The organism is Bradyrhizobium sp. S3.12.5, assembly GCF_040548225.1.
Taxonomy (GTDB): Bacteria; Pseudomonadota; Alphaproteobacteria; order Rhizobiales; family Xanthobacteraceae; genus Bradyrhizobium; species Bradyrhizobium cytisi.
This window is the reverse complement of the sequence record NZ_JBEPRF010000020.1, coordinates 92,612-110,444: the sequence shown is the minus strand read 5'-3', so window position 1 is coordinate 110,444 and position 17,833 is coordinate 92,612. Positions and strand designations below refer to the sequence as shown.

Genomic DNA, 17,833 nt, shown 5'->3' with positions numbered 1-17,833 from the left:
CGCGCGCGAACGGCCTGGAACCCTTCACACCATCGGACAAACCTGCAAGACTTCGACGAGCCATCGACAGCATTGCCGCAACGTCTCGCGCCGGACCGCGAGGGATTGATGAGATGACATCGAAAGGACCCATGAATATCCTGATCATGACGGCGACCATCACGCCGAAAGCCGACGTGCGAAGCCTCGGCCGGAAAGATCCCGCCCTCCGCCGCAAGGACTATGAGGATGCGCTCTGGTTCTACGGCCGGCTGGTCGGCCAGTGCATCGACCAGATCGTCTTCGTCGAGAACTCGGAATCCGACTTGTCCAGTCTCCAGGCCATCGCCGAGCAGTTGAACATCGCCGACAAGATCGAGTTCATTTCCTTTCCGGGGCTCGACTATCCCCAGATGTACGGCCGCGGCTACGGCGAGCTGTTCCTGCTCGACCACGCGATGGCGAATTCGCGCTTCATCAGGGAATGCGATGCCAACACCCCGATCTGGAAGGTCACCGGCCGCTACATCGTCCTGAATCTCGCCAAGCTGATCCGGAAGACCCCGAAAGGGTTCGCTTTCTACTGCAACATGCGGAACTACCCCAAGAGGGTGGTCGACATGTACATGATGGCGTGGACCACTGCGGGTTATCGCCAATATCTCCAGGGCAGATGCAAGCTCTACGAGGACTCTCCCGCTGCCGCGTTTCCCGAAAAGGCGCTGCGCGACGATTTCGAGGCGGCGCCGAAAACGTCAAAATTCGTTCCACGGTTCCGGACGGTGCCGCTCGTCAGCGGCATCCGCGGCCTCGACAACAAGGGATATGCAACCGACAACATCTGGAAGTTCTACATCCGGGTCGCACTGGACACCGTTTGCCCGTGGCTCTGGATCTAGGCCGAATGTTGCTATTGACGCGGCTCTTGGACGCGGCTCTTGGGTGCGGCTCTTGCCGCGCCTACATTCCTCGCTTGGTCAGCTCCTCCGCCTCGTGCGGCGCCAGGTTCTTTCCTGCAAACCGTGACAGCATATAGAGCGGGACCTTCGGTGTGTTGAGGTCGTACATCAGGCCGAAGCGGTTTTCCGGCGGCGCCTTCTTCGGCTCATCGAACAACTCGTAGATCAGCACGCTCTCGACGTTGGCATCGACCTGATTGGCGATGAAGCTCAACGTGGCGTGCAGGCTCTTGTAGCACGCCTCGGTGAGGGGTTTGCCGGCTTCGTTCTCATAGGCCGGCTTGTAGATCTCCGCGCAATTGACCTCATTGAAGACGACCGGCTTGCCATACGTCGCGAGCTTCTTGAACAGATTGTAGGGCTGCCTGCTGCCGCCCCAGGCGCGGTTTGGATTCTGATTCAGGGATTCATAATAGTGGTAGGAGATGACGTCGAATCCGACACCCTTCGACGCCATGAAATCGAGGAAGCCGAACATCGTCGAGGTGGTGTTGAGCACGCGCCGCAAATGCAGCCCGTGCTCGCGATTGATCTTGTCGATCGCATCCGACATGCCTTTGAGGATCGCGACCCAGTCATTCATGACCGGCATGTCGAATTCCTCGGCGGTCCAGCCGCGGCCGTAGAGCTTCTTGCCGGCGGGATCCAGCGCCAGAAGGTTGATCTCGTTGCCCATCTCCCAGTCCTTGATCTGATCCTTGAAATTGATCACGAAAGTGTAGGTTCTCGAATAGGCCTGCTGATACAGCGCATTCCAGTCGCCGGCCGGATACTTGCCGCCATCGGTGCGATCCCCCCAGGCAAACGGGGTCGCCAATATCGGCTTGAGCGTGATGCCGTAGGTCTTGGCCAGCGCCAGCATGTCCCGGTACATCTGGACCTCGTAGGGATCGGTGTCCCGCGCGAGATTTGCACTGACCCTGTACTGCGTGAGCCCGCGGGCTCGCATGACCTCGAAGATCGCCTTCAGGTCTGCGCGCCGTCCGTCCGGGCCATCGACCCCCCAGGTGAGCGGACCTGCACCGGCATTCTCGACGGATGCCACCAGACCGAGTGCCAGCAACAGCGCGGCCAGAACCACTCTCTTCATTGCCAGGAACATTGCGCCTCCGTGCGCCCGAGAAACTGCATGCATCCGTTTCCGATCCATCATCACCTGCATCTGCGCGACCGACCTTCACAATATGATCACAATAGACTCTCACCGGCAAAGCGCCGCCGCTGCCGGAGCGAACGACACGTTTGCACGCTTTTGTGGCGAAAATTGCCGGAGGAATTGCCGTTCCAATTCGACTGAGTATCTATAATGTCGCCCGGATGGAACGACTTAACGCCAAGCGAGAGTAAATTGTCGAACGCTCCCCTCGAATCGAAGCCACAGATCGTCCTCAATCGCTCGACCGAAGCGGGGCGCTCGGTCGCATGTGTGATCGTGACTTACGGGCGACGCGAGCAGCTGGTGCGGCGGACAGTTGCTGCCGTTCAGGCCAGCCCCGCGGTCAAACGTGTGATCGTGGTCGACAATGGATGCAACCGACCGGTGATGCTTGACGATTTCGCAACCATGCCCCCCGTCGATGTCATCAGGCTCGCCTCAAATCTGGGATCGGCCGGCGGCTTCCACGCCGGCATCACCGCGGCCCAGCGGCTCGATGACGACGATTTGGGGTTCGTCCTCATTCTGGACGACGATAATGTCGGCGAGGACGGCTTCCTGGACCGCTTGCTCGCGCTGCATACGGCACTCGGCGCGACGGACGATATCGGGCTGTGCGCATTGCGCAGGCATCGGGGCATCTATCCGACGTTACTCGCCGATCAGAATGCCGTGGCCATCCGCGCCAACTCGTTCCTGAACTTTCATCTCGCCTCGCTTCCGTCGAAACTGTGGCGGCGGTTGGCGCGTTCCGCGCGGCGAGTTCCGGAGAATTACGGAGGGTTTCATCTGCGCCGGATCGAGACCGCTCCGTATGGCGGGCTCCTGCTGCCGATTGCCGCGGTTCGGAAGGTCTCGCCTCCGAACAAGGAGTTCGTCCTCTATAGTGACGACCACGACTACTCGCTGCGCCTGATGGACGCCGGCGTTGCCATCTATCTGACCGATGTCGGTTGCATCAACGACGCGGAAGAATCCTGGGACACGAAGCCGAGCACCAGCGCGCGAAGCGCGCTCGTCAGCCCCGACGCGCCGGCGTGGCGGCTCTATTATGCCTGCCGGAACCGGATCTTGATTGAGAAACGGTATACGACCTCCCCGATTGTCTATCGTATCAACCGAACGAGCTACGTCGGCCTGCTCGCGATCGAGGCCATCCTGGCTTATCGAAATCTTAATGCCGCCAGAAAGGCGCTTCGTCCGCTGCTCGAAGCCATCGCCGACGGCGATGCCCAGCGACTCGGTTGGCGGACCGAGTATCAATTGCCCGGCGCATCACCATCGAGCACCACGTCCGCGCGTTAGCGCGCGACGAATCATTTTCGTTTGCGCAAACGATTCGATTCACGTCGCTCTCATGGAACATTCCGTAGAACAACGGGCCAATAGTGAATCGCAATTGGGCAATCGCGGCGAGTTCCCGTGCGGAACAAGCAGTGTCGCGCAATGTGCTGAAAATACTTGCAGTTCGTCCCGCGAAAAGCCGCGGATACCTACATCTTTAGCCTTCTTTCTAACGTCACTGACAAACTCTGCCGCTACGCATGAAGCAACACAGCGTGCATCACCAGAGTGACTCATGACGACCATCACCAGCAGCGATCAAACTGTTCTCTCGGCAAGCGCATTCACAAGTTCAATCGGCGTCAACACGCACGTCTCATATGCGTGGGGCAGCTACAACAATCTCGCACTCGTCGAAGCCGACCTCAAATATCTCGGCGTCACCACGCTTCGTGACAGCTTGACGAATATCCCGGGAGCGCAGCCGGTGCTCGACGGTTTGGCGAACGCTGGATACAAGTTCGATCTCGGCGTTTCATCGTCGGTCCCGGCAGCGGGCGCAGCCGGCCTGCAGCAATATATCAACGCGCTCGACGCGTTCGAGGCGGCACACCCGGGCAGCGTCATCGCGCTCGAAGGGCTGAACGAAGCAAATCTTCAGGCGTTCAGCTACAACGGCAGCTCGACCATCCAGGCGGCCGCGCAATTTCAGCAGGCACTCTACACCGCGATCAAGGCCGACGCGAACCTTTCGAAGCTTCCGGTCTACAATCTGACCCTCGCCTACGACGACCCCAACGATTTCGCCAAGCTCGGCAATCTCGGCTCGTCCTCGGACTACGCCAACTCACACGCCTATGTCAGCACCGGCACCACGCCGGGGGTTGCACTGGCAGCGGCGTTGAATCTCGCGAGCTCCGTGTCTCCCGGCGATCCCTCGGTGATCACGGAAACCGGCTACTCCACGTTGAGCACCACGCCGTATCTCGGCGTGAACGAGTCGGTTCAGGCGAAGTCGATCCTCAACACCTTGATGGACGCCTTCAAGGACGGTGTCGGCACGACTTATCTCTACGAACTGCTCGACCGCAATTCGTCGAGCAGCAATACCGATCCGCAGAGCCATTTCGGACTGTTCTATGACGACGGCACGCCCAAGCTGGCTGCCACCGCGGTCCATAACCTGACGACGATCCTCAACGACGACGGAACCGGCAGCGGCCAGCCGACGAGCCCGCTGAACTATACGCTCAGCAACATGCCGGAGTCCGGCAACAGCCTGGTGCTCGGCAAGAGCAACGGCGCCTACGATCTGGTCGTCTGGGCCGAGCCGAAGGTCTGGGATCCGTACACCAAGACCGAGATCAGCAATCCGAGCCAGACCGTCACGGTTCAGCTCGACGGCGTGCACCAGTCCATCAAGGTCTACGATCCGACCGGCGGAACCGACCCGATCGAGACCTTCACCAATGTCAGCTCATTCACGATTCCAGTGAGCGACCATCCCATCATCATCGAGATCGACGGCGTGGCTCGATCGGCGTCGAATCCTTCCCAGGCCGCCGACGTCACCGGCACGGCCGCCACGATTGTCGCGGAGCTCGCCGATCTCTCCGCATCCACGACCCTGCAGTCGATCACGCTGACGGACACCCACGTGCTCGCCGTCGCGTCGGTGTCGACGATGAACTACATCATCTCGCACTACGGAAACGCGCTCGCGGCGATCCAGGGCGGCTACTCGTTCTCCGTCACAACCTCCACGACGGCCTGGAGTGAGACGAAGTTCTTCAATGCAGCCGGCACGCAGACGGGGACGCAGACGTCGAACTTCTCTAACGGCGTCATCACCAGCAAATCGCTCGTCAACGTTGACGGGAGCAGCGACACGATCCTGTACGCGGCCGGCGTCAAGACGCAGGAAGCGATCGTCAGCGCAAACGGCGCGAAGCAGACCATCAACTACAATTCGGACGGCAGCATCTCGAGCGAAACGGTTGTCGGCTCCGACAAGACAGTCACGACCACCATTTACGCTAATGGATTGAAATCCAAGGTCTATGTGACCAATGCCGACGGAACGCACACCAACACGTTCTACGGCGTCACCGGCCAGGCCTACGCAACCCAGATTCTGACGACAAAGGCCGACGGAACGGTCACGTCGATCACCGACCTGCACGCCGACGGTACGACCCAGTACACGAAGGTGGTCAACGCCGACGGCAGCACCACCACCGGCCTCTACAACGCCGCCGGCCAGCAGACGTCGGAAGTACGCAACTATGCCGACGGCTCGAGCCTGACGACGAACTACAACACCTCGGGCGTCGTGACCCAGACCATCGCCAAGGCTGCCAACGGCGCCACGACCACGACCAACCTTAGCGCCGGCGTGCAGACGTCGATCTACATTACCAACGCCGACGGCACCAAGGAAACCAAGCTGTTCGCGGCCGGCGTGATCGCAAGCGATTTCGTCCAGAATACTGACGGATCGTCGACGACGACGGTCTATGCCAACGGCGTCAAATCCAAGGTGTATGTCACCAACGCCGACGGCACCCATACCAACACATTCTACAACATCACCGGCCAAGCCTACACGACGCAGATCCAGACCACCAAGGCCGACGGAACGGTGACCGCTCTCACTCAGCTGCACGCCGACGGCACGACGCAGTATACCAAGGTCCTGAACGCGGACGGCAGCGCCACCACCGGCCTCTACAACACCGCCGGCCAGAAGATCACGGAGGTGCGCAACTACGCTGACGGATCGAGCCTCACGACGACCTACAATACTTCAGGCGTCGCAACACAGACCGTGTCCAAGGCAACCGACGGCACCACCACGACCACGAACCTCAGCGCCGGCGTCCAGACCTCGATCTACATCACCAGCGCCGACGGCACCAAGGAAACCAAGCTGTTCGCTGCCGGCGCGATCGCCAGCGATCTCGTTCAGAAGACCGACGGGTCGTCGACCATGACGGTGTTCGCCAGCGGCGTGAAATCGAAGGTGTATGTCACCAACGCCGACGGCACCCACACCAACACCTTCTACAACATCACCGGCCAGGCCTATACGACCGAGATTCAGAAGATCAAGGCCGACGGCACCATCACGGCGATCACCGACCTCCACGCAGACGGCACCCTGCAGTACAGCAAGGTCGTCAACTCCGACGGCAGCGTTACCACCGACCAGTATGACAGTGCCGGTCACAAGACGACCGAGGTCCTGAACAGCACTGACGGCTCGACGCTGACGTCCACCTACGATACCGCAGGAAACGTCACGCAGACGGTGGCGAAGGACAGCGGCAACGCCACGACGACCAACTACAGCAGCGGCGTCAAGACGTCGGTCTACATCACCAACGCCGACGGCTCGAAGGAGTCCGATCTCTACACATCCGGCCACCTGACCAGCACGCTGATCCAGAAGACCGACGGCTCTTCGTCGACGACGGTCTACAGCAACGACGTCAAGACCGCGACCTACGAAACCCATGCCGACGGCACGCACACCAACACTGCTTACAATGTGACCGGCAAGGCCTACACGACCGAGATCCAGCAGAGCAAGGCGGACGGCACCATCACGTCGATCACCGACCTGCACGCCGACGGCACCCTGCAATACACCAAGGTCGTCAATTCGGACGGCAGCATCACGACGGATCTGTACGACTCGACCGGTCACAAGGCGACCGAGGTGCAGAACTACACCGACGGCTCGACCCTGTCGTCCACCTACGATACGACCGGCAGCGTGACCCAGACGGTGGCGAAGGCGTCCGGCAATACCACGACGACCAACTTCAGCAGCGGCGTGAAGACGTCGGTCTACATCACCAATGCCGACGGCTCGAAGGATACCCAGACCTATTCGAGCGGCAAGATTGCCAGCGACTACGTCCAGAACACCGACGGCTCGAACGCGACGACCGTTTACACGGACGGCGTCAAGGCAAAGATGTACGTCAACAACGCCGACGGGTCGCACGACAATTTCTACTTCAACGCGACCAACACGGAGCACGACTCCTACAACACGGCTGGCAATTTGGCCTATGTCGACATCCTGAACTCGGACGGCACGCACAATTCGTCGGCCAAGGTCGCGGGCATCACGCTTGCCGGCAGCGCCGGAAACGACACCTTTGCTGCGGCCGGCGTCGGATCGACCACGATCTCGTTCAGCGGCGGCAACGACACGGTGAACGGCTTCCACGCCGGTTCGGCAACCGGTCACGACACGGTCGCGATCGCCAAGCTGATGGCCACAGACTACAGCCATCTCCAGCTCAGCCAGTCCGGTGCCGATACCGTGATCCACGTCACCGCGAACGACACCATCCTGCTGAAGAGCGTCGTCGCCGCGAACGTGACCAGCAACGACTTCCTGTTCGTCTGAGCGAGCCGGAATTGCGTGCGGCGGGCCTCGGCCTCGCCGCACGCAACCCGGGATCGGCGGCACGCCCGCATGTGGCCGCCTTATCGCTGCAGCATTGCCTCATCCATCATCATCGCGCCAAAAATCAGGATTTGACCGATCGCGGATGCGATCGGTAAAATCGAGCACCAGCGCGGCATTGAGGCGACATTGACCGACATCGAGGGTGCACGCTCCCCCAAGGGCGGGATCGTACCGGGAATTCAATACCTGCGCGGTTTTGCAGCCATTCTGGTGGTGATCTGGCACGTCAACTGGCTGGTCAGCCTGCCGCCGTCTTACGGCGAGAGCCCGTTTGCGCTCGCCGAAACCGGCCTGTTCGGCGTCGCGATCTTCTTCGTCATCAGCGGCTTTATCATCACGATTGTTTCATTCGGCCCGATCCGCAACACGCGCGCGGAATTCTTCGTCCGGCGCTTCGTGCGCATCATTCCCTTCATGTGGGTCTGCGTGATCGGATACAACCTGCTGTCGGTGGCCGGCACGGCAAGGATCGATCTTCTGCCCGGCCTGCGAGCCATGGCGCTGTGGCCGATCGGAGAGCTGCGGCCCCACGTGGTCTGGACGCTCAGGCATGAGTTCATTTTCTACATCCTGTTCGCGATCACCATGTTGCGGCCGCGCCCTCTTTCATATGTGCTCGCCGCCTGGTTCCTTGCGCCGCTGGCGTGGCACGCGGCGTCTCACCTGCTGGCGTGGCCGGAACTGCTGCAGCCGGAGAGTTCGGGGCTCGCGCTTGCGACCGTGGTTGGTTACGGCAACATCATGATGCCAAACCTCCAGTTCGGCATGGGGTTTGCGCTGGGTCTGCTGTGGCTGAAGGGGAATCCCCTCGTGCAAAGTCGATTCCCGGCGGCGTTCCTGCTCACACTCGCTGCGACCATCCTGGCAACCGCTCTTGTCGGGGCGACACTGTCGGAAGACAACGGCCTCCGCGCCCTGTGGTGGACGCTGTTCGCGACAATCGTCGTCTGGCTGGGCGTCGTCTCGACCGAGAAGCCGGGGCCGCTGCATTCCCTCGGCATGCTGCTCGGCGACGCCTCCTATTCAATCTATCTCACCCACGCCGCGACCGCGGTCGTGCTGATTCAGATATCCGCGCGTCTCCGCAATCCATTGCCGTCCGCGCTGTTCGTCATGACAGCCGTGGTCGCATCGGTCCTCGCCGGGATCCTGATTCATTGGTATGTCGAGCAACCGCTCATTGCCTATTGCCGCAGGCTCGGACGCCGCCGTTCGATTATCGCATAGCGGCGATCGATCGGGCGAACGCCGCAATTCGATGCTATGCCAAGCCTATGCCAAGGCGGGCTCGCGGCCATGAATTGGCTTCAACTCCGTGGCATCCGCTGATGCCGCCAAAACAGGCGCACGAAAGGCTGACGAGAATGTCGCAACCGGATCGAGACGCAGAGCTCGCGACCGTTTCGTTGCCGGGCGCACTCGGCCGCGAGCGCCCCGCCGCTCCGACGCGCCTCTGGCGGCTGCCGGACACCATCCAGACTGGCCTGGCGCGGCAGGAGACCGCGGAAAGCATTCTGGCGAGGAACAAGGGTCTCGGACCGGGCTTCAACATGATGCGGCACCTGCTGTCGCTGGTCATCCTGTCGCATCATTGCAGAGTCGCTGTCGCCGGCCTGTTCGCCGGGGCCGCCTTCGTCAAAAAGCTCGATGAACCGGGAATGGCCGTCTACGTTCTCAGGGATCCCGGCGCCGCCGCCTTTGACAAGATGGGAGGACTGACCGCGCTGTCCTTCAGCCACCTCCATGCGTCCGAGATCGTCCAGGAACTGCTCCGACCCGGGCTGATCGCGCTCGTCGGGATGTTCTTCGCGCTGAGCGGCTTCCTGGTCACCGGCAGCGCCATCAAGAACCCGGATCTCAAGACGTTCTTCGTCAACCGCGTGTTGCGGATCATCCCGGCGCTCAGCGTCGAGGTGACGCTCTGCGCGCTCGTGGTCGGACCGCTGCTGACGCAATTGCCGCTGTCGCAATATCTGTCCGAGTACCAGTTCTACCGCTATTTCGGCAACATCGTCGGTCACGTCACGTTCGAGCTGCCGGGCCTGTTCCTGCACAATCCCTGGCCGGAGATGGTCAATGCCAATCTCTGGACCCTGCCCTGGGAGCTCTGGTGCTACGTCTTCGCCTTCGCGCTCCTGCTTGCGCGCATGATCTCCGGTGAGGCGCGAAAGATCCGCTGGATCACGCTTCTGGTGGGCGCAGCGCTCCTCGCCGAGCTGGTCGCTTACTTCGTCGATTCCGCGACCTTCAACGTCAGGTCCGATTCGACGAGGTTGGCCGGCTGGTACCTCGTCTTCATGTTCTTCTTCGGCATGGTGTTCCGCCTGCACGCGAAATACGTGCCGATCCACTGGGCGATCTTTGCGGCGTCGGCGCTCTGCTACGCGGCGATCATGTGGCTCAACGTCCTGCTGCCGCTTGCCGGGATCTTCCTGACCTATTGCACGGTCTATATCGGCATGCAGAGCTTCAAGGCATTCGATCGATTGTTCAGCCAGGATCTCTCCTACGGCATCTACCTCTACGGTTTCCCGATCACGCAGGCGACGATCGACATCTTCCAGCGCGTGCTGGGGCCAGATCACCGCCTCTCGCTGACGATGATCCTGCCGATTGTCATCGTGCTGACGCTCGGCTTTGCGGCTTTCTCCTGGAACTTCATCGAAAAGCCGGCGCTGCGGCTGCGCCGGTTCTACCAGAGGCCGGCCTAACGCGATCAGGCCGCCGGGCTCTGGGCCATTTTCCGCGCGAAGATGTGCCGGAACGTCCCGTCGATGATCCGGCGCAAACGTACTTCAATGATCTCGTAGCTGAGCGCGCTCGCGATCAAGGCGAGCGCGAGCCCGAAAATCACGAACCCGCTCCACAGTAGCCAGCGATCGACGCCGCGATCGACCAGCTTCAATCCGATGACCTGCAACGGAAACAGCACGAAGGGGTGAACGAGATAGAGGCTGTAGCTGATCTTGCCCATATATTGCAGCGGCGCCAAACTCAACAAGCCGGCCATCCCCGATCCCGTCGCCAGCACCATTCCGAACAGCAGAAAGCCCGGGATCAGCGCAGCAAACGGATGCAGCACGTCGAGTGCGGCATACATGGCGGCAAAACAAGTGAGCCCGACCATGACGCCCACTGCCCCCGTAATCCGAAAGCGCAAATTGCTCGCGCTGAACAGCATGCCAATCACGAAGAAGGCGGTAATCGGCCATTGCAGGATGCAGAGGAACCCGAGAAGGATCAGTGGCGCCGCAAGCCACCAGCTCTTCAGCCGTACCACGGCACCGAAGCACAACGCGAACAGGAAATAGAAGGCCCATTCGTAGGTCAGCGTCCAGGCGTTTTGCTGGGCGATCGGAAGCCCGATCGCGTCCTGCACGAAGAACAGGTTGGCGAAGAACACCTGGAGGTAGGTCGGCAGATCGATGCCCCGGAAGAACTTGTATCCAACGATGGGGCCGGCCACGAACAAAGCCAAATGCAGCACGACGAACACCGGCATGATGCGCAGGATGCGATCATACATGAACTTTCCGATTGACCCGTGCCGCACCAGACTGGCGGGGATCAGAAAGCCGCTGATCATGAAGAACAGCTCGACACCATGCCCGCCGGAGTTGATCACCGATTGCAGCCACGGCCAGATCGGCGGCAGAAAACCGGGATCGGGGATGTCGTAGACGCCTCCCTTCGGCATGTCGCAAAAATGGTCGATCAGGACGCTCAACGCGGCGACGCCGCGAAGCCCCTGAACGGACGGTACAAAGCCGCCGCCGGCCTCGGCATAGGACGACGCGTGCGCCGGCGCCGTCACTCTGCCCCCTGGCTTCGCAAGGAGGGCTGGAGCGGAACGGAAGCAAAGGCCCGAGGCGATCTGAACCGATGGCCGAAGTTGATACAGGGCTTTTCGACAGCCAGATAGGTCACCCAGCTGACGAGGATCGAAGCTGCGACCACGGCGCCTGTAAACAGGAGCCACTGCAAGGGACCATTGCCGACGCCAAAGAAGTAGAAGATCACGATCATGGCAATCGATCCCATCAGATAGATCGAAAAACTGATCGTTCCGACGAACGACATGAAGCTCCAAGCAGCCTTTTCGCCAAGAGCTGCGAAGCTAATGAACACGAAGGCTGCCAGAATGTAGGCGGCCCCCATTCCGTAAGCGCAGAAGAAATTCTCCTGGTAGTCGACGCCGTAACGCCTGTACGCAACGCCCGCAGCGAAGATCACGTACAAGACGGCGCAGATCCCGACGTGACGCCAATTGAGCTTGCCTTCCATGACGGCGTCGCGGATCACCTTGCCGAAGAACATCGCAGTCAAGTCAAGGGCTAGTTCGAGCACGCCCCACGCAGCATGAATCTTGACGACCGGGAAAGCGATGATGCCGACGACGCACGTCGCGATGACAATCTGGAACGCAGTCAGGCGGCGTGTGAGAAAGCCGGTCGCGAACAAGAAAATACAGGTGATGTAGAAGATCAGCTCCACCGCCAGAGTCCAATAGGCGATCCGGATGTTGGGAACGCCCATGAACATCTGAAACATGGTCGCGTTGGCCGCGACGTGCGACAGCGGGAAGCTTTTTCCCTCGACGACCGGGGAGAGAACCAACAAGACGACGAGCGACAGCCAGTACGCCGGATAAAGGCGGAAGAAGCGACTGATGGCGAAATCCCGAACCGGCGCGGCGCTGTTCGGAAAGCTGTAGGGGATCACGAAGCCGCTGACGAAGAAGAACAGCACGACGCCAAAGCGGCCGAAATTGAAATACTCTCCGAGCGCATAGTGAAACGCCCAATAGTAGCTTCCGGTCGGCTGGTTGAGCACAATCTGCTCCAGCGCGTGCTGTAGCACGACCGACAGCACGGCGATGCCGCGAAGCGTGTCAACGAATGCCAATCGTTTATGCATCACAATTCTTCCCTGGCTCGACCTACGAAGCGGGCCGCGGCACGCTCGCTCCGATGGCAGAACGTTCTTCTTCCGACAGACTTGCGCGTCCCAAATCCGGCCGTCGAGAAGGCACCTGCAGAGCAACAGACGCGCGACGTGAGAACACCTCACTGAAGCTCAGCGCGATCATCAACAGCCCCGTCGAGGGACCATAGTTCAGAACCGTGATCGTGAAGAGATTGACCGTGAATATCAGGGACAATTTGTAGATATCGGTGACCAGAAAAGTCGTCCGGAACACCATCCACATGAAGACGACGAACGGCAGCCCGAACATCAGGTACGTACCGAGATAGAAGTTATCGACCGGCACCCAATACGAAACCAGGTTCGAGAACAATTGCTGCGGGTAGTTGAAACAACCGGCGCCACACCCGGTGATGAAGCCAACCGGCATCAGCTCGCTCATGTACACGAAAGGCAGCTGCCAGCTGTTGTTGATCCGGTCCATCATGCTGAACAGCAGATCCTTGTTGCCAACCGACGCACCCGAGGCAAGCAGGATGAGAACCAATGGTGCGAAAATCGAGGCGAACGACCACAATGCGATCCTCCGCACCGCTGTGAACTTCATGCGCTCCGGCAGGCTCCGGACAACCAACAGCAGCACCATGTAAAGCAGGAGCACGAGCATGGTTGTCTTGCTCGTCGTCAGCTTGATTGCGTAGACCGCGATCGAACCGAATATGAGGCACCACAAGGTGCTTTTCCGGATCGAAGTCACGACAAAGGTAATCAGGATGAAGAACGCCGCCATCGTGTTGTCGGCTGCAAAGCCCGAGAGACGCTGCTCCGCGGCGGCCCACCACAACCGCCCCGCCTCTCGAACCGCGCCGAACGATTCATATTTGAAGCCGGTCCACGGCATGGTCGTATATTTGGACAGGAACACGCCAATGATGGAGGCGTAGAATACACCCGTGAAGATCATCAGCAGCTTCTTGTAGGAACCAAAATTGCTGTCGCAGAAAGAAAAACCGACGAACACGGGAAGCATCATCTTGAAGGATGATGAAAGAGCGTTGATCGTGCCCAGAAAAAAATACCCGATGCCGAGCGAGAGCACGATCTGGAGCAGAACGAGCGCGGCGACGATACTTCTGTTTCGTATAATGCAGCGCTGAACAAACAGGCCGATGCACAGCATCGCAACAACATCCGGCAGAAACCAGAGTGCGCCGACGTGAAGAATACTCGTGTAATATCGCGCCACGCCGCCAAAAGCATCGCGGAATATGTAGAGCGTGAGCGCCACGGCTTCGAGATTGAAGCCGAAATCAAGCTTTAACCTGTGTTGGGGCGCGACCGTGTGGGCCATCATCCGCACCGAACTCCCTAATTCGATGGCCGTGCGGACGGCACGGCGCGGGACGACGACACTTTGGGAATCCTGCCGAGGATGTTCCTGGTCCACCTGCCTGCTGGAAGCTCGATGTGGAGATAAGTCAGATTCGACAGGACCAGGACGGCGGCGAGAACGACAACCAGGTTCAGGGTCGTGGACAGCCCGGGATACACGGCATCAAGAGCCGCCACCGGCCGAGCTCCCAACGCCCGGACGAAATACTCCGCGAGCAGAACGACAAAGGCATGGATCATATAGATCGAATATGACCGCGCGCCGAGCCAAACCAGCGGCCTGGCAACAAGCATTGGGGGCACAACGGCAGCATTGGGAAATGCGAGAAGGGAGCCGAGGAACACCGCAAAGGTCAGAGGTGCGGCGAACGAGATCCAGGGATAGGCCTCCACAAGCCAGACATTCGCGACGGTCGCGACCATCGACGCCAATTGAAACGCGCCAAGCAGATACACGTTGGCGCCACGGATGGCGCTTGGCAACAGCGAGACGATCTTCACCGCGAGCACACCGAGGAAGAAGCTCGTAAAGCAGCGCAATAGACCAAAATCGTACTGTGCTCCGAGATCACGCTTGTCGAGGATCACCGCAAGCGTGAACCAGCTCGCGGCAGCAAGAAGCAACGCCGAAACATACAGCCATCCAAGCGAACCGAGCCTCTGCGCAATCAGCACGACGACACCGAAGACCAGATAGGTGTAAAACTCGACGCTTATGCTCCAACTCGGCGCATTCCAATTCAAGTAGTGAACGAAACCCAACGAATGGAGCAGGAAGACGTTCAGGAAGAACGAATATGCATTGTTGACTTCGAACACCGTTGGGACCGCGACGATAATCCCGGCCATGACGAGCCCGATGCGGACCAGCCGAAACAGAAGCGTGACGAAAAGCATCACGACATGCAGCGGATAAACACGCGCGAAGCGCCGGACCATGAAGTCGCGCAAGGAAAAATGACCGAAATCCGACTGCACGTAGCTCAACGACATCACCATGCCGCTGAGTACGAAAAACAGGTCGACCAGAAATCCGCCGCTGCGGAAGAACGCACAGTCGATCCACGCACGATTCGGAAATGCCGCAAGGAAGGTCGGCATCAGGATCACATGGTGAATCACCACGGTGACCGCGGCAATTCCCCGAATGCTGTCCAGAGTGAGGACATGCGCTTTCTCGCGATGAACGGTCACCGTCACGGCAATTCCCTTGCACTTTGCAGTGCAGCATTTCTACTGGGCATTCGAGGCGAATACAATGTCCGGCCCAGCAGTTGTCGCATGCATTTCCAATGAAGGAGTTTTGTCCGTCGGATGAACAGCGTGACAATTAATTTGTCGCGGGCGACTCGCCTGACGCGTGATGAACAGCTGTCTGCATCGAAGATGAGCAGCGAGCAGCGGAAGACGTGGGACTTCCCGCGCGACGCACGGTTCGCGTTAATGCTGTACGTCTCACTTGCTCGCGAAGCCGCGGAAATAGCCTATTCATTCGGCACGAATGTGGCAAAAGAGCACCGAGATTGGGAATTGAAACGCGGAGCCGCGATGCGGTCCTCGGGAGTTGGATCTTGGACAAGGTTTCGCGGTTTGCGGCGATTGGAGTGTTCGTGCTGGCCCCGCTGCCGTTCGGCTCCGCCGAGACGGTCTGGATCTGCGTCTGGACGATGCTGCTCGCGTTCAGCCTCGCCACCGCCGACCTAAGCAGCGCGACGCTCGATGATTTCTACCTGTTGCTGCCGCTGTTCGCCGTTCTCGTCGTCGTCGCGGCCGTGATCACGGTTCAGTTATGGCCGAATTCACCGCTTCACGAAGTCGATGCGGCATGGGCGGTGGCGCGAGGCGTAGTGGGAGCGGATCTGCCCGGCCGCGTCTCGATCACCGCCAACGGCCCATGGCTCGCATTCGGCTACCCGCTGTTGCTTGTGCTTGCCTTCACGCGCGCCGTCTACATCGCCACCGACGCGGAGGATGCGCGGCAGCTGCTGCGCATCCTCGCCTGGACGGGGTTTGCCTATGCTCTCTACGGAATCCTCGCGGGGATCGGCGATCCGACCACGCTCCTGCTCCGCCGCAAGGAGGCCTATATCGGCTTCGTCACGGGCACATTCGTCAACAGAAACACGGCTGCGACCTTCTTCGCGAGCTGCGCCCTGCTTTTTCTGCTGCCATTGCTGCGCTTCATCTATCGCCAGGATCGGCCAAATCGACCGCCTTCGCGACAAATGACGGCACTGATCGCGTATTATGCGTCCTCCCCCGTGGCGCTGGGAGGCGGCTTTGTCGTCTGCATGGTTGCAACGGCGATGACAGGCTCTCGCGCGGGGCTTCTGCTGCTGATCCTGACCGTCTTTATGGCGACCGCCCTCTTCTTCGCACCGCTGCGCATCGGCAAGCTTCGCCGCTGGGGCTGGCTCGCAGGAATCGCAGTGGCGGCGCTGTTGCTGTTTCAGCTCGTCGGCGGCGCAGTGGCAGGACGAATCCTGACTTACGGCCTCGTGGATGAACAGCGGTTCACGATGTATCGAACCGTACTGACCATGATCGAGGAGCATCCGCTGCTTGGGATCGGCTATGGAAACTTCGAAAGCGCATTTCCCGCCTACAGGCCGGATTCACTCGGCAGTCTCGGAGTATGGGACCGCGCGCACAGTACGCCGCTCGAGCTTGCAGTCGAGCTCGGCCTTCCTGCGGCCTGCTTGATTATAGTCACATGTCTCTGGTATCTTTACCATTTGTTAAATGGAAGCTTGCATCGACGGCGTGACCGCTACATACCGATTATCGGTGCAAGTGTGGCGGCGCTTGGCTTCCTGCATACGAGCATCGATTTCTCGTTGCAGATTCCAGGTTTCGGCGTTTTTTTTGCGGCGATCACCGGCTGCGGGCTGGCGCAAAGCAGACCTTCATCCGAGCAAAAAAAGTAGCGTAATTGCGGCTTTGGCAATATGTTGAATCAAACTTTACTCGATTGCAGGTTGGGGAGTCGAATGCGTAAATCCGTGGGGCTGGGGGCTGCCTTGCTTGCGATGACAGCAGCGACGCCTACTTTTGCAACACAGAACGGTTGCGTTCCAAATCCCGCGATCACTTCCGAGCGGGCAACTCAGTTCCTCGGTAATCCTGAGGCACTTCTCGACCAATTCAAGGACGGTCAGGGCGGCCTCGCCGCCCAGGTCCGGGACCTCCTGACCAATCGGCCAGAAAGCCTGGAAGGGATGGCCTCGCTCGCCAAGTCGAGCTCGGATGACCAGGGCCGCGCGATTGGCGCCGGAATGGGCACCGCCGCTGCCGTCTGCGTGCTGACGCAGCCACAGTTCGCGCAGGAGATTCAGGCGGTCGTGTTGAAGACCGAAAAGCCGGGGCTGATCCAGTCCTTCACGAGCATCACCGGCGAGATCCCGACCGAGGCCATCACAGGCGCAGACGCCAACGGCGATACAACCGCAGGCGGTGGACAGGCGGCTGCTCCGGAACCGCGTGCCGGCGGTGCAATCAGCCCGGCTCCGCCACCTTCGTTCTCCACCGGAGCCGGCCCGGTTTCCCAGTCGACGACGACGCTGTTTGCGGCGTCAACAGGAACCTCGTCCCTCACGGCCACTAGCCCGTCGCGCTAGCCCTGGAACGAATCCAAGCTCAGCCTATTAATTA

Annotated in this window: 12 protein-coding genes; 7 read left to right on the top strand and 5 right to left on the bottom strand. The window is 60.0% G+C overall.

Annotated elements, in window-relative coordinates; translation table 11 throughout:
- Positions 1 to 113: 113 nt before the first annotated feature.
- Positions 114 to 878 carry a hypothetical protein gene (locus tag ABIC09_RS27175; RefSeq protein WP_354111173.1) on the top strand — a complete coding sequence of 255 codons (765 nt, stop codon included), beginning with the start codon at positions 114 to 116 and terminating at the stop codon, positions 876 to 878.
- 61 nt (positions 879 to 939) lie between these two features.
- Here the strand turns inward: ABIC09_RS27175 and ABIC09_RS27170 are convergent, their stop codons facing one another.
- Complete coding sequence (locus ABIC09_RS27170) at positions 940 to 2,040, bottom strand: glycosyl hydrolase 53 family protein (RefSeq protein WP_354034613.1); 1,101 nt, start codon at positions 2,038 to 2,040, stop codon at positions 940 to 942.
- A 246-nt stretch (positions 2,041 to 2,286) separates the two neighbouring features.
- Here ABIC09_RS27170 and ABIC09_RS27165 point away from each other — a divergent pair, with 246 nt between their 5' ends.
- The 4 genes from ABIC09_RS27165 (at position 2,287) to ABIC09_RS27150 (ending at position 10,575) form a co-directional block, all read left to right on the top strand.
- Positions 2,287 to 3,399, top strand: a complete 1,113-nt coding sequence (locus ABIC09_RS27165; RefSeq protein WP_354111172.1) for a glycosyltransferase — start codon at positions 2,287 to 2,289, stop codon at positions 3,397 to 3,399.
- 274 nt (positions 3,400 to 3,673) lie between these two features.
- A complete protein-coding gene (locus tag ABIC09_RS27160; RefSeq protein WP_354111171.1) occupies positions 3,674 to 7,801 on the top strand; it encodes a beta strand repeat-containing protein in 4,128 nt (1,375 codons plus the stop codon).
- Between the two features lie 189 nt (positions 7,802 to 7,990).
- Positions 7,991 to 9,091 (top strand): acyltransferase family protein, encoded by a 1,101-nt coding sequence (locus ABIC09_RS27155; RefSeq protein ID WP_354111170.1) that lies wholly within the window; start codon positions 7,991 to 7,993, stop codon positions 9,089 to 9,091.
- Between the two features lie 137 nt (positions 9,092 to 9,228).
- On the top strand, positions 9,229 to 10,575 hold the full coding sequence (locus ABIC09_RS27150) for an acyltransferase family protein (RefSeq protein WP_354111169.1): 1,347 nt from the start codon (positions 9,229 to 9,231) through the stop codon (positions 10,573 to 10,575).
- 5 nt (positions 10,576 to 10,580) lie between these two features.
- Here the strand turns inward: ABIC09_RS27150 and ABIC09_RS27145 are convergent, their stop codons facing one another.
- The 4 genes from ABIC09_RS27145 to ABIC09_RS27130 are packed head-to-tail and all read right to left on the bottom strand — an operon-like array spanning position 10,581 to position 15,382.
- Complete coding sequence (locus tag ABIC09_RS27145; protein ID WP_354111168.1) at positions 10,581 to 11,678, bottom strand: acyltransferase family protein; 1,098 nt, start codon at positions 11,676 to 11,678, stop codon at positions 10,581 to 10,583.
- Positions 11,675 to 12,781 (bottom strand): acyltransferase family protein, encoded by a 1,107-nt coding sequence (locus ABIC09_RS27140; protein WP_354034625.1) that lies wholly within the window; start codon positions 12,779 to 12,781, stop codon positions 11,675 to 11,677. The genes ABIC09_RS27145 and ABIC09_RS27140 overlap by 4 nt, the downstream gene beginning before the upstream one ends.
- Before the next feature lie 22 nt (positions 12,782 to 12,803).
- Positions 12,804 to 14,144, bottom strand: coding sequence for a hypothetical protein (locus tag ABIC09_RS27135; protein WP_354034627.1), 1,341 nt, complete (start codon positions 14,142 to 14,144; stop codon positions 12,804 to 12,806).
- A 14-nt stretch (positions 14,145 to 14,158) separates the two neighbouring features.
- Positions 14,159 to 15,382 carry an acyltransferase family protein gene (locus ABIC09_RS27130; RefSeq protein WP_354111167.1) on the bottom strand — a complete coding sequence of 408 codons (1,224 nt, stop codon included), beginning with the start codon at positions 15,380 to 15,382 and terminating at the stop codon, positions 14,159 to 14,161.
- Positions 15,383 to 15,753: 371 nt separating this feature from the next.
- On the opposite strand from ABIC09_RS27130, the gene ABIC09_RS27125 reads away from it, so the two are divergent.
- Positions 15,754 to 17,109 carry an O-antigen ligase family protein gene (locus ABIC09_RS27125; RefSeq protein ID WP_354034631.1) on the top strand — a complete coding sequence of 452 codons (1,356 nt, stop codon included), beginning with the start codon at positions 15,754 to 15,756 and terminating at the stop codon, positions 17,107 to 17,109.
- A 21-nt stretch (positions 17,110 to 17,130) separates the two neighbouring features.
- Positions 17,131 to 17,799 carry a hypothetical protein gene (locus ABIC09_RS27120; RefSeq protein WP_354111166.1) on the top strand — a complete coding sequence of 223 codons (669 nt, stop codon included), beginning with the start codon at positions 17,131 to 17,133 and terminating at the stop codon, positions 17,797 to 17,799.
- Positions 17,800 to 17,833 lie beyond the last annotated feature (34 nt).